8 protein-coding genes and 1 pseudogene are annotated in these 12,715 nt (G+C 70.6%); 3 read left to right on the forward strand and 6 right to left on the reverse strand.

Features of this window, described 5'->3' with window-relative positions; all coding sequences use genetic code 11:
- Positions 1-385: 385 nt before the first annotated feature.
- Complete coding sequence (locus tag ACFC09_RS18675; RefSeq protein WP_376529342.1) at positions 386-1,327, forward strand: class I SAM-dependent methyltransferase; 942 nt, start codon at positions 386-388, stop codon at positions 1,325-1,327.
- 239 nt (positions 1,328-1,566) lie between these two features.
- Here ACFC09_RS18675 and ACFC09_RS18680 read toward each other — a convergent pair.
- The 3 genes and pseudogenes from ACFC09_RS18680 to ACFC09_RS18690 form a co-directional block, all read right to left on the reverse strand.
- Positions 1,567-1,830: pseudogene (locus ACFC09_RS18680) on the reverse strand (hypothetical protein); the annotation flags it as partial.
- Positions 1,831-1,974: 144 nt separating this feature from the next.
- Positions 1,975-4,554, reverse strand: coding sequence for a DUF6185 family protein (locus ACFC09_RS18685; protein WP_376529344.1), 2,580 nt, complete (start codon positions 4,552-4,554; stop codon positions 1,975-1,977).
- A 143-nt stretch (positions 4,555-4,697) separates the two neighbouring features.
- Positions 4,698-5,051: a hypothetical protein gene (locus ACFC09_RS18690; RefSeq protein ID WP_376529347.1), complete on the reverse strand. Its 354-nt coding sequence runs from the start codon at positions 5,049-5,051 to the stop codon at positions 4,698-4,700.
- Positions 5,052-5,559: 508 nt separating this feature from the next.
- Between ACFC09_RS18690 and ACFC09_RS18695 the strand changes: the two genes are divergently transcribed.
- Positions 5,560-6,744 (forward strand): type III polyketide synthase, encoded by a 1,185-nt coding sequence (locus ACFC09_RS18695; protein ID WP_376529350.1) that lies wholly within the window; start codon positions 5,560-5,562, stop codon positions 6,742-6,744.
- A gap of 32 nt (positions 6,745-6,776) precedes the next feature.
- Here ACFC09_RS18695 and ACFC09_RS18700 read toward each other — a convergent pair whose 3' ends face one another.
- Positions 6,777-8,957: a SpoIIE family protein phosphatase gene (locus ACFC09_RS18700; RefSeq protein WP_376529353.1), complete on the reverse strand. Its 2,181-nt coding sequence runs from the start codon at positions 8,955-8,957 to the stop codon at positions 6,777-6,779.
- A 440-nt stretch (positions 8,958-9,397) separates the two neighbouring features.
- On the reverse strand, positions 9,398-9,967 hold the full coding sequence (locus tag ACFC09_RS18705; RefSeq protein WP_376529355.1) for a TetR/AcrR family transcriptional regulator: 570 nt from the start codon (positions 9,965-9,967) through the stop codon (positions 9,398-9,400).
- 83 nt (positions 9,968-10,050) lie between these two features.
- Between ACFC09_RS18705 and ACFC09_RS18710 the strand changes: the two genes are divergently transcribed.
- On the forward strand, positions 10,051-10,995 hold the full coding sequence (locus ACFC09_RS18710) for an NADP-dependent oxidoreductase (protein ID WP_376529357.1): 945 nt from the start codon (positions 10,051-10,053) through the stop codon (positions 10,993-10,995).
- A gap of 208 nt (positions 10,996-11,203) precedes the next feature.
- Here the strand turns inward: ACFC09_RS18710 and ACFC09_RS18715 are convergent, their stop codons facing one another.
- Positions 11,204-12,658, reverse strand: a complete 1,455-nt coding sequence (locus tag ACFC09_RS18715) for a carboxylesterase/lipase family protein (protein WP_376529359.1) — start codon at positions 12,656-12,658, stop codon at positions 11,204-11,206.
- Positions 12,659-12,715 lie beyond the last annotated feature (57 nt).

Below are 12,715 nucleotides of genomic sequence, written 5' to 3' on the forward strand. Positions count from 1 at the left end.
TTTTGGGACGCACGCCTGCACCCGAGCATATTGTTTGCACAGCCTTTAAGGCGCAGGTTCGCCTCGTCCTGGAGCGCCGTGCGCGACATACCGGTACGGAAGGTGTGAAACACCCGGTCGGGAGTGTGAGGACTCCTGTGGTTCCCGCTCTCCGGTTCGTATCCGTCCTGGTCGGCGCTGGACCGGCGTCGGCAGGCCGGCGGGTGGACGGTGGGATCCGTGACCGGGTACCCGGCTGCGAGGCGGGTGGGGTGGCCGAAAGTTCAACGACCGTTGGTCTTTTCGTGGGTTTCGCACTGCCTCTCGGGGTGAGCACTGTAGTGCCTTGCTCCACAGGCTTTCTGCAGACAAGACACAGGCTCCGTAGTGAGGAAGTGCTTCCCGTATGGCCACCATCCAGGAAGAAACACGGCTGCCGCATCGTCTCGACGACGTGCCCGGCTGGTTCCCTGTGCTCGACCAGACTCTCTTCGACTGGTTCCTGAACAGGCAGGAGGCCGCCGGAATGCACGGCGACCTCCTGGAGGTCGGTGTCTACATGGGCAAGAGCGCGATCTTCACCGGCCGGCACCGGCAGCCGGGGGAGAAGTACACGGTGTGCGACCTCTTCGAGGGCGATGCCCCGGACGACGCCAACCGGGCCGAGTCGGTCAAGTCGTACAGCGCCCTGACCCGGCGCGTCTTCGAGGAGAACTACCGCTCCTTCCACGACGAACTCCCCCGCGTACTGCAAGGACCCAGCTCCCTGGTGCCCGGCGAGGTGGACAGCGGTTCCTGCCGGTTCGTGCACATCGATGCCTCCCACTTGTACGAGCACGTGCGTGCCGACATAGGCGCGGCCCGGGACCTGCTGCTGCCCGGCGGCATCGTGGTCCTCGACGACTTCCGCTCCGAGCACACACCGGGCGTTTCCATAGCCACCTGGGAGGCCGTGCTCAACCGGGGCCTGCGGCCCGTCTGCCTGAGCACGCAGAAGCTCTACGGCACCTGGGACGATCCGGAGCAGGTCCAGGAGGAACTGCTGGCCATGGCGCAGGAGCGGACCGACTGCCACCTGAGTGTCCAGGAGGCCGCCGGGCACCGGATCATCCGCCTGAAGTCCAAGAAGATGCCGGCGCCCGCCTTCCCGCTCTCCCGGCATGCGGAGCGGGCCGCCGAGTCGGCGTCCCGGACCCCGGAACCGGCACCCGCGCCGACGCCTGCTCCCGCGGCCCCGCCCGCCCGAGCCGCGTCCCGCCGCGGAAGCAGGGTCCGCCGGGTCGCCATCGACGTGTTGCCACCGGTCGTCACCCGGGCCATACGCAACGCGCGCGCCGCCCGGAGCTGACCGCCCAGGACTCCGTCAGACACGTCGGACGGCAGCCCGACCACGAACTCGTGTGCGCGGCGGCGCGGTTCCACCCGGGAGGAGCGACCCCCGCGGCGCAGCGCATCCGGGCCTCGATACGTCTGCTGCCGGCGGGCAGGAGCCGATCTGCGGCCTGCGGCCACCGCCCGGTCTTCAGCCTGCACACACCGATGACCAACGGTGGCCGTGATCCCCTCCGGACCGGCGTGCCGGTGCCGTCACGGCCTGAGCGGGGAACACGGCCCCGACCAGCCGGTGGCGACGACGACTTCGCGCGCGATGTCCACGACAGCCCTCCCGTCCGTCACCACCCGCACCGTCTCCGCGGGGACGCCCTGGTCCAGCAACCGCGCCTTGCGGGCACTGCCTGTCAGTTCCTGTTCCAGCTCCGAGCCGAGCTCCCGGCGCGCCAGCCGCTCACGGGCGGTGGTGTCCGAGGCGGTGAGGAGGACCCGTACGATCCGCGCCTGCGCCCCCACGGCATGGCGACACGGTCTGGGCCGCCAGTTCGTAACGGCTGCCCACGGCGGCCGGCCGACCGGTGTGCACCCGGTCCGCGGGAGCAGGTTCCGCGACAGGCCCGAGTGGACGAGCCTGACGTCGGCGTCGATCGTCGCGTTGGCGCGCTAGTTTCCGGAGCCGTCGCCTCCCGTGCTTTCACTGGGACTCCGCTCGATCAGGATCATCGGGTCGTTCCCCTTCAGCTGCTGCCAGATGGTCACCAGTGCCACGATCTGGCCGATGAGGAACGCCACCTGGACCGAGGCAGTCCGCCACTGGTACACGGACAGCAGCATGCTCGCCCTGGTGGGCCAGTAGTGCTTCTCCCCACGGAAGGTGTCGATGTCCATCGCGACTCCGGTCAGGGTGAGGACGAGCAGCGTGAGGCTGAGGTCGAGCGGCCAGGTGCCGATGGGCTGGCCGACGATCCAGCCGCCGGTCCACTGCACGAGCACCGGAGCCGCGTAGGCGAGGGCCAGCCCGGACGCGCGCGCGGGGCCGCGTCGGCCGGGCAGCACACGCCACAGTGCGCCCAGCGTGAAACCGGCGCCCACCCAGAGGAGTTCATTGGAGACCGCAGCCGTCACCGTTTCGACGAATCCGAAGCGCTGCACGAACTTGTCGGTCCACCGAACGCCGCGGACTTGTTCGGCCCAGGTCAGTATGGCGACCGCGGGCGCCGAGATCAGCGCGGCGAAGTACGCCGCCCGGCAGGCATTGCCCCACCAGGTGGTCCGCGGCCCCCAGGCCAGGGCGAGCTCCACCGGGCCGATGGAGGGCGGCAGGCGTATCCAGGTGTGCGGCAGGCCGGGCGGCGGGGAGGGGTGCGGCAGCCGGTGCAGCCGGTCCAGTTCGCGCTCCAACTGGGTGCGGTCCGCGTCCTGTTGGCCCTGCTCCAGGCGGCGCAGCTGGGCGTGCAGCTCACGGTGGCGCCGTGCCGCCTTGAGCAGTCGCCGTCGGCCGGACTCCTTGGCCACCTCGTGCAGCCGGTGGCCCGGGAGCAGCTTCCGGTACAGGACCGCGCGCCGCGTGCCGAGGGTGAGCAGGCCGGTCAGGGTGAGCCAGAGCGCCAGCAGGGGCAGCAGGGGCAGGGGAACACCGGCGTACCAGCCGGCGAAAGGCGCCACGCCGATGACGAAGAACACCTTCAGGGTCCACAGTTCCGCCGGCGAGGGGAGAGTGGCCGCCGGGACGGCCGCCTTGTCGCGGGCGCGCAGGACGGCCAGGATCGCCAGGGACGGGCCCCACCACCAGAAGTAGGTTCCGTGGAACCAGTCCAGCCAGTCGGAGGGGAACCACCGTATCTCGTTGAACAGGGTCGCCACGTGCCACAGGCCGTAGACCTCGTGCACGTCGCGCCTGCTGAGCCAGCTCTGGTGCTCCCACAGGTTCTGCGCGGTCCACACGCTCACCGCGGACACCGCCACCGATACGAGGACCAGCCCGGCCAGCAGACCGTGCGGGAAACGGCCCCGCAGCCATCCGGGCGCCGGGGCACCGGCGGAGCGCCACAGCCGCAGCAGGGAGGCCGTGGCACCCACCAGCCAGACGAAGACCAGGCACGCGCAGGCCGCGGCGAACGGGACCATGGCCCAGTTCTCCCGGAACCACCGCACCTCCTCCGGGGAATTCTCCCAGTCGAGCCACAGCTGGGCGGGCAGCGCGAACCACTCGGGGCGGCACGCCACAGCGGTCACGTATCCGGTGGCGGCGATGACGAGGACGACGGCGGTCCGTCCCGGTCTGCCGAAGGCGCACAGTGCCAGCCCGGTGAGGAGGGTCAGTCCCAAGTGGACGGCTGTGCGGTGCCGGTCCGTCCAGAACAAGGCTGTGCCCTGGCCGGCGAAGTGGCTCAGCAGCCCGTCGTCGAAGGACCGGACGACGGTGACTGCGAACACCAACCAGCTGATGACCAGCAGATTGCGGGCCGTGTGTGTTTCGGCGTCGGTGCGTGGCGTGGAGGCGGGCGCGCGCCGCACCGCGCGCACCGTGACCAGGAGCAGCGCGAGGAACACTCCGTCCAGCGGAAGCCAGGCCAGCGAATCGAGGAGATACCAGGGGTCCTCGCTCCAGCGTGCCGCCGATGCCTTGGCCGCCGGCGGTTGCAGGGTGACCGATACCGCGGGAGGCTTGCCCGCCTTCTCCCTGGTCCAGGTCAGCCTGGTGGTGGCACCCGTGTCCGGCGCCGGGGAGACGCTCCGGGCAGCCCGCCCGCCCAGCTCGACGGTGACCTCCTGCCACCAGGCCCCGTCCAGGGCGGGCACACGTATCAGCTCCAGGTGCCACAACCGGTTGCCCGGGGTGAGGCGCCAGGGACCGAAGTCACGGGTCTGCAGACTGACGACCCACGTCGTGACTCGCTGGTCGACCGTCACCCACTTCTTCTCGACGGCCACCTCCGGCGGTTCGGTACGTCCCTCCGTGTCCCGGTACGGAAAGGGGTCGTCGGGATAACGCAGCAGACACCGCATGGCCGTCCGGTACCGTTCCGTGTCCCCGTTCAGCAGCAGATCTGCCGCCCGGCTCCAGGACTTGGGTGCCTTCACCGTGAGGCGCCCCTCGGCCCTGGTGTAGTCCTCGTCCTCGTGCTTGAAGCGCACCGACGCGGTGATGCGCGCCGACTTCAACTGTCCGGTGCGGCATTCGTCGTCCGCTGCTTGAGCGGACGTGCCGGGCACCATGCACAGCAGCGCAGTAGTGAACAACAGCAAGAGAACGCGCCGCAGCCCCCGCCCCAATGAGCCCCCCACTCATCTCGCACCGCCTGGACCACAGACCTATACCCCGGACGCGCTGATTCCGGCAAGGAGCGATCCGGGGCAGGGCAGCGGGGACCCGGACGGGGGTGTCAGCCGGCGGACGGGGTGAGGACGGTGCGGTCGAACGGTCCGGGATGCGCGGCGGTGTGCTCGGCGGCGGTGTTGATCGCGTCGAGGGGGAAGGTCCGCGCCTGTTCGGGGCCGAGGTCGAGTGCGCCCGACGCGATGATGCGGATCATGCCGACCTTCGCCGTGCGTGGGTACAGCCACTGTCCGCGCACGCTGAGCGAGTTGCGCACGATCCAGGGGTAGGGGAGGGCGAGGTCGTCGCCGCCGCGCATGCCGACGCCGCCCATGAGCACGACGCGGCCGTACTCGCGGATGTTCGCCGGCCGCCACCGCGTGCACATCGACGAACTCGTCGACGTCCCCTGGATCGACACCCCGTCAACGAGATCCGAACCCTCGCCCGGCGTCTGGCCCGCACTGGCCGGACGGCCCCGCATCGCCCACACCACCGGCGACCGGCTGACGGAAACGGTGCCGATCCGGATGTCTTCATCCCCGCCCGGGCAGCGGCGGGCTGGTTGCACTGGTACCGCTGGGCCCTTCAATCGACTCTTCGCCCGTAATCGTATGAATTGCACTGAAGGTGAGGCCCCGTCGGCACCGGCACACCCACCGTGGGTCCCAAGGCGCTCCGCGGCGCCCCGGCGCGCGTGCGACAACGGTCCGGGCTGGGCGGTCGCACGACCCGGGACTGATCGGCAAGCATGCCGACCGCGTTGCTGTCGGACGCAATCCGCATGACGTCGTTCGTTCGTGATACAGCCCAAGGGCGGCCGAGTGCGAAGTAAAGTGCGATGACGGCATCTTGACTTCGGCCCGCTGTATCAGGCAGGTTTCAGACACTTCGCGTCACGCTTGGGCTTCCGGAGAGAGGTGCGAACTGTGGGCGCCTACTTGTGTCCTCCGGTTGTGGTGCACGGCGAACACGCCGTGGAGACGGGCCAGATCCTGGCGGAGGTGCGAAGCCGGCATCCGCAGGCGCCGTGGCTGCCGCGGATCGACGGCATCGCCGCGAGTACGGGGATCGCCTCCCGCGGGTGGATGCTGCCGCTGGAGACAGCCACAGCGCCCAGCGGCGAGAACGGCCTACGAACTCCGGGCGCAGGTCAGGCCCGTGAGGCGCTGGCCCGCGGCGGGTTCACCGACCAGGAGGTCAACCGCGCGATCGCGGCACTGGAGGCGATACCGGCGCCGCAGACCGTCCAGGAGCGCACCGCGTCCGCCTGGGCGGCCGTGCAGACGTACGGGGAGAGCGCAGCCCGCCGGGCCCTGCGGACCGCCGGACTCGATGCCGCCGACATCGACTGTCTGATTACCAGTCACTCCACCACCCCGGCCCTGCCGGGCCTCGACCTGTCCCTGCTCAACCGGCTTCCGCTGCGGAGCGACGTACTGCTGCTCCCGGCCACCCAGTGGGCCTGCATCGCCGGCACCCGATCGCTGGCGCTGGCAGCCGATCTGGTCTCCGCGGACCCCGACCGGGTGGTGCTGGTCGTGATATCGGAGGCGCTGAGCACCACCTACCAGCCCGCCGACGACACACTGGAATCACTGATCGTCCGGCTGCTGTTCGCGGATACCGCCGTCGCCGTGGTGGTGACGGGCCGGCCCAGAGAAGAATCGATTCTGCGGCTGGATGCGGTCTGGCACCACACCCTGCCCGGCACCACGGACCTGCACCGGCTGGACACTCGGGACGACGGCACACATTTCGTGATGGACCGCCGGGGGCCGCGTGCGGTACAGGAGACGGTCGCGGCGATGTGGAAGTGGTTGCGCGTACGCCACCAGGACGACCCGCACGCGTGGCATCCCGATCTGCTGCTCGCGCATCCCGGTGGAACGCGCGTGCTGGAATACATGGAACAGACGATGCCCGAAGGGTGGCCGACGGGCCTTCTGGCCTACAGCCGGGACAGCTACACCACGGGCAACCGCGGCGGTGCCGCCGTGTTCGACATCCTGCGACGCGCACACGACGCCGGCCAGAAGCCGGGCCGTCGCACGGTGCTGTACGCGGCCGCTCCCGGGCTGACGGCCACGGCCGTGGAGGGGGAGTGGCTGTAGCCGCAGCCCACCCCCTCATTCCGGTGCGGGGGCTATGCCTCCAGTTCCGCCCAGACGGTTTTGCCGGTGTCGGTCCACCGAACTCCCCAGCGTGTGGTGAGCTTGTGGACGACGTGCAGACCCCGCCCGCTGTCGTCGAGGAGCTCACCGCGGCGCAGGCGCGGTCGGCCATTGCCCGTGTCGCCGACCTCGCACGACAGGCGGCTCCCGGACCGCACCAGCCGCACCGTGACGGGCCCGGTGCCGAACCGGACGGCGTTGGTGACCAGTTCGCTGATCACCAGCAGCACCGCGCCCCGGGCCTGGTCGCTGGTGTGCCATCGCCGCAGGAGGGCGGAGGCCAGGACGCGGGCGCGGGCAGCGGTGTCGTCGCGGGCGGGCAGGTGCCAGGTGGCGGTGTCCCGGCTGCGACGACCGGCCATACGGGCGAGCAGCAGGGTCACGTCGTCGCGCAGGCGTCCCTGCGGGGCCAGACCGGCGACCACACGACGCGCGGCCTGCTGCAGATCGTCCCAGGGATGCACCTCGCGCACCGCGTCCGTCAGTCGGCCGATGCCGTCGTCGATCGAGGCCGCCGGATCCTCCACCAGGCCGTCGGTGTACAGGACGAGCAGCGAGCCGGGTGGCGCGGCGAACTCGTGCACATCGAACGGCTCCCGCACAGCGAACACGGCCCCCAGGCCCGGATGCGGTTGCGCCGAGAGTGTGTCGGCCGACCCGTCGGGACGGATGAGGATGGGGGGAAGGTGGCCGGCATTGGACATCACCACCCGGTGGTCGACCGGATCGTAGACCGCGATGCAGCAAGTCGAGCCCAGCGCGCTGTATCCGGCCGCCAGCCCCGCGTCCGTGTCGTCCAGGAGCGTGACCGTCTCGTCCAGACGCTCCAGCACCTCCCCGGGGTCCATCCCCGCCGACAGCAGCGCGCGGGCTTCCACGCTCAACTGGCCCATGGCCGCCGCGGCACCGAGGCCGTGCCCCACGACATCACCGACCACCAGCGCGGTACGGCCACCCGGCAGCGGAAAACTGTTCACCCAGTCACCGCCGACGCCCGCACTGTCGGGAGTGGTGGGCTCGTAGACGCTGGCGACCTCGATGGTGTCGCTGCCGGCCCGTGGCAGCAGCCGGCGCTGCAGTGCCAGGACCTGGGCGTGCTCACGCTGATGCTGGCGGGCCAGGTCCACGTGGCGGGCGGTCTTGGCCACAAGTTCCTGCAGGTCGAGCAGTTCACCATCGCGGAAGAGGCGCTCCGGCCGTCGCCAGACCTCCGTCATGCCCAGCACGATGGGCCCCGGCGTGCCTTCCGGGCCTTCCACGACCAGCGGTATGCAGGCAACACTCACCGGCCGGTCGCCGGGTACCAGGGCGCGTACCAACTGCGGATCGTCGAGTGCCCGCTCGATCGCCGCACGGTCGGGAATGACGATGGCCTGCGGCACGTCGTCGCGCATGACCGCACCGGCCAGCAGGCGGCTCGCCTCGCGGGGAAGGTTGTCCCCGGGAGTCAGGTATCCCGCGGGCCAAGCCCGGTCCGGCACCAGAGCCGCCCGGCGCAGCCGGATGCGGTCCTGCGCCTGCTCGGTGACCGCCTCGCCCGTCCATACGGCGTAGTCGAGGTCGACGGCGGCTACGTCACCCCATGCCAGCAGGGACTGGGCCAGGGACTGCGCGGTCTCCCCGATGTCCAATGACGTCCCGATCGCGGTCGCGGCAGCGTACAGGTGCAGCCGCTTGGCCATGGCGATCAGCGAGACCGTGAGACCTTCCTGCGGTGGCGCGGCCGGGAGGATGCTCATCGAGACCACCAGTTCGGTCCCGTCGTCCCGCCGCAGGCGCTGGACCCGTGCGACATGCGCCTCCCGCGTTTCGATGACCCTCTGCAACCGCCTCATCACCGTCGGTACGTCCTCGGGTGGTAGCAGCTCGGCGAATGTGTCCCCCGGCGCGACAGCCACCCCCGTGAAAGGGGCGGCGTCCAGATTGCAGCTGACGATCCTCAGATCCCGGTCGAGGATGACCGCCCCGAGGATCTGTTCCCGGCCTGCGGTCTCCTGGTCGGTACCCGAGGGCCGACGGGCGTGGTGCCCGCCCGGCGCAGCGGCAGGACCATGGGCTGTCGTCGTTCCGGCCGCCCTCGGGATGTAATCCGCCAGGGCGCCGCTGACCATGTCGAACGGTGAAGCAGAGGAAGAGGAGGGTGTGGGGTCCATGCAGCTCACCCAGCTCGCTGGCTCCGACACATGCCGGAAGTTATTCCCGAGTCCGTGCGGTCAGGTCACGAGATCCCGCACCGCACATCTCATGAGTAACACAAATTTCCTGCTCACCGAAGGGGTAAAAGTGAGTAAAGAAATACAAGCAGTGAGCATTTTCAGCGTCGCCACTCCAGGGTGCGGACGGCCCTGGTGGTGACGGTCATGCGGTTGGCGCTGGTGCGGGATCTGCGGAAGGTCGCATCTTCCTTCAACGGCGCGGGGCCCTGTCCGTTGCGGCCCCGGCCCTCACGTCGCCTTCGCCCCACCCCGATCGGCGACCACGCTGAAAAGGCTCGCCGCACCGCCGGTGCGGCGAGGAGTGCCCCTTCGCCCTGACGGGCGGCGGGCTGCGCGGATGCGGGCTGCGGGAACGTGTCTGTGCCGGGAGCCCGCCGTCAGCACAAGGTGCTGGCCGCTTGCACCTCGGTGAGTGTCCGGCGCGCGAGTTCAGCGAAGTCCTCGCGGTTGGCCGTGTCCTTCCAGCGCTCGTAGGCGATGTTCCAGGCGAGCGCGCCCAGCTCGGCGGCCACGCGTGCGGTCAGGTCGGGAACCCCGCGGCGCTTGAGTGCGTCGATCATCGATGCGATGAGGCCGAGTTCCTTCAGTGCCTCGCGTTCACGCAGTTCCGGGTTGGCGGCGATCACCGCCGACCTCCGGGCGCTGAATTCGCGACGATCGGAGGTGAAGGCTTCCCTGCCGATCGCGTCCAGGGCATGCGCCACCGCTTCGAGGGGGCCGGCCCCGGCCGGTGCCGTGTCGATCCCGTCGACGAGCAGTCCGGTCATCGTGCCCCCGCCGAAGAGCACCTCTCGCTTGTCCGGGAAGTGCCGGAAGAAGGTGCTCTTCGTCAGTCCGGCGCGCTCTGTGATCTCGATGACTGTCGTGTTCTCGTAGCCCCGTTCCTCGAACAGTTCAAGGGCAGCGACGAACAGTCGCTCGGGTGCGTGGGGTTGCCAGCGGGCCATGGGGACATGCTACGGGACTTGGTGCCGTCGCCCATGTATGGTCATAGGACCAAGTCCCGTCACATTGTCCGTTGGGAGTACTCATGAGCCGGGCTGTTGTCCACGAGACGTTCGGTGGTCCCGAAGTACTGGAGCTGCGGGAGGTTCCGGAACCCCATGCCGGGCCGGGCGAGGTCCGCGTCCGTGTCACGGCCGCCGGCCTGAATCCCATGGACTGGATCATTGCCTCGCAGCCCGAGGTCGCGGCCCAGTTCGGCATCAGCGTGCCGTCCGGCTTCGGGTACGACTTCGCCGGGGTCGTCGACGAGGTCGGCGCCTCGGCCACGGGTTTCGCTGTGGGCGACCGTGTCTACGGTGGCGCGCAGGGGAGGGCTGCTGCCGATTTCGTGGTGGTCAGGACACCCACTGGGGCGACCGAGCCGCTCTGGCGCACGCCGGAGGGCATCAGCGACGAGGTGGCGGCCACGCTTCCGGTGGCCGGCATGACCGCCGCCGCCGCGTTGGCGGCGATCGGCCTGCGGTCCGGCGACACCGTCCTGGTCGGCGGCGCCGCGGGCGGTGTGGGCGTGTTCGCCGTACAGCTCGCGCAGCTCGCCGGCGCCAGAGTGATCGGGACCGCCGGGCAGGGCACGTTCGATTTCCTGCGCCAGTTCGGTGCCGAGCCCGTGGCCTACGGCCCCGGACTGGCAGACCGGGTGCGGGCGCTGGCTCCGGAGGGCGTGACCGCGGCGGCCGACCTGTTCGGCACCGAGACGGCCGAGGCCGCGCTCGCGCTCGGCGTCCCGCCTGAGCGGATCTCCACGATCGCCGCGGGTCCCCGTCCTCCCGGCGGCGTCCGCACGACCGGTGGTTTCGACGCGAGCCCGGACGCCATGGAGCGGATCAGCGACGCGATCCTCGCCGGCGCGATCACCGTACCGATCGCCGCGACCTTCCCGGTCGAGGAGATCCGTGATGCCGTGACACTGCAAGCCGGACGTCACGTCCACGGCAAGGTCGTGATCACGATGCGGCCAGGTCTGCACTGAACACCGCGCCACGCTCCACCCGCCGGGAGCGAGCGCCCGCAACACACTTGCCGCCTTCGTCGGCGGGCCCTGCCGGCACCCGTGCTCGCGCGCCGCACGCGACACCGCGCGGGGCGTTCCCATCCGCTGTCCACCGACTCCCGCCGTACGCGATGGCCGGCGCCCCGCGTCCGCGGGACGCCGGCGTGCTTCATGACGGCTGAGTCCCTCAGCCGAAGTGGCGGATGCGGGCGGCGGCTGCGGGGGCGTAGGGCAGCCAGTCACCGGCCGTCCCCGCGGTGACGAACTCGGCGAGACGCGTGGCGAATTCGCGGCCAAGGGCACGCCGGGTGTCGTCGGCCCCGGCGAGGACGGGGCTGTCGGGGTAGGCGTCGAAGGTGCCGAAGAGGAAGGGCAGTTCGGCGCAGTGGGTGGCGCCCAAGGCGTAGCGGTCCTCGGCAGGGGCGTGGTCGAACTGGTAGACGTAGGTGGTGTTGCCGCCGGCCGCGTGATGGTCGGCGATCTCCAGCGAGCCGTCGCGGAAGAGGCCGTCGGTCTGCACCGCGGTGAAGACCTGCGCCGGTGTCGCCTGCGGGAGCCGGGCGGAGTGCTGCTGGTAGACGTCCTGGGCGGCCTGCCGGCCGACCTGGACGGAGAGCACATCCAGGGCGGCGGCATCGGTGAGGGTCTGGATGCGGGGGTCGAAGGCAAAGAACGCCGTCGCCTCGTCACGGGTGGTGCCGATCAGCAGCGGCTTTCCCTCCAAGGCGCCCTCGGCGAGGCCCTGTTGCCAGGTACGTGGCATGCCGGGGGCGCCGAGGACCGGATACATCGGCGGGGCGACGTCGCCCGGAGCCGCGAGCTGCGCGGAGAGCCGGCCGTAGGCGTCCAGCAACTGCTTGGCCGACAGGGCGCGCAGGGCCCTCGCCGGATCGGCACCGGCCGGGACACCCAGCAGGCGCAGGTAGGCGTCGGCGTTCTCGGCGGCTCGGTGCGGGTCCTGCGGTTTCAGGCCGAAGGGGCCGCTCTCCAGCAGCACCCGCGTGATGGACCCGTTCGTCTCGGGGTCGAGCGCGAGCGACAGAGCCGAGTACGCTCCGGCGGACTGCCCGCCGACGGCGACCGCCCGCGGGTCGCCACCGAAGGCGGTGATGTTGTTCTGCACCCAGCGCAGAACGGCGGCCTGGTCCTGCGGGCCGAGGTTGGCCGCACCGATCTCCGGCAGGTAGAGGTAACCCAGGGGTCCCACACGGTAGTTGGCGGTGACGACGACGATGTCTCCGAGGGCGGCGGGGCGGCCGCCGTCGTACCAGTCCCAGCCCCCGGAGCCGCTGGTGAAGCCGCCGCCGTGCCACCAGACCAGGACCGGGCGGGCCGCGCCGTCCTCGCGCGCCCGGCGCGGGGTGAAGACGTTGACGGTCAGGCAGCCGTCCTCGTTCCAGTCCGGCACGCGCCGTCCCTGCACCCGCTCCAGCCGGGATGCCGCCTGGGGGACGGACGGGCCGGCCTGCGCCGCTTCCCGCACCTCCGTCCAGCCCGGGTGCGCCTGTGGCGGCGCGAATCGCAGCTCACCGACCGGCGACGCGGCGTAAGGGATTCCCCGGAAGGAGACCGCTCCACCCTCCGTGATTCCCCTGACCTTGCCCCGGTCGGTGTCCACGACCGTGTGCTCGATACCGGCCATCGCGCTCACCTGCTTTCTCTCGTCTCGATCGCGATGAGACTTTTCTAGGCCGGAGAG

Source organism: Streptomyces sp. NPDC056161, from assembly GCF_042268025.1.
In the GTDB taxonomy this organism is placed as follows: Bacteria; Actinomycetota; Actinomycetes; order Streptomycetales; family Streptomycetaceae; genus Streptomyces.

Bases quoted from the DNA above. Each gene is read 5' to 3' on its own strand.
- ACFC09_RS18675 (WP_376529342.1), top strand. From the start codon at position 386: ATGGCCACCATCCAGGAAGAAACACGGCTGCCGCATCGTCTCGACGAC.
- ACFC09_RS18700 (WP_376529353.1), bottom strand. From the start codon at position 8,957: ATGGACCCCACACCCTCCTCTTCCTCTGCTTCACCGTTCGACATGGTC.
- ACFC09_RS18705 (WP_376529355.1), bottom strand. From the start codon at position 9,967: ATGGCCCGCTGGCAACCCCACGCACCCGAGCGACTGTTCGTCGCTGCC.
- ACFC09_RS18710 (WP_376529357.1), top strand. From the start codon at position 10,051: ATGAGCCGGGCTGTTGTCCACGAGACGTTCGGTGGTCCCGAAGTACTG.
- ACFC09_RS18715 (WP_376529359.1), bottom strand. From the start codon at position 12,658: ATGGCCGGTATCGAGCACACGGTCGTGGACACCGACCGGGGCAAGGTC.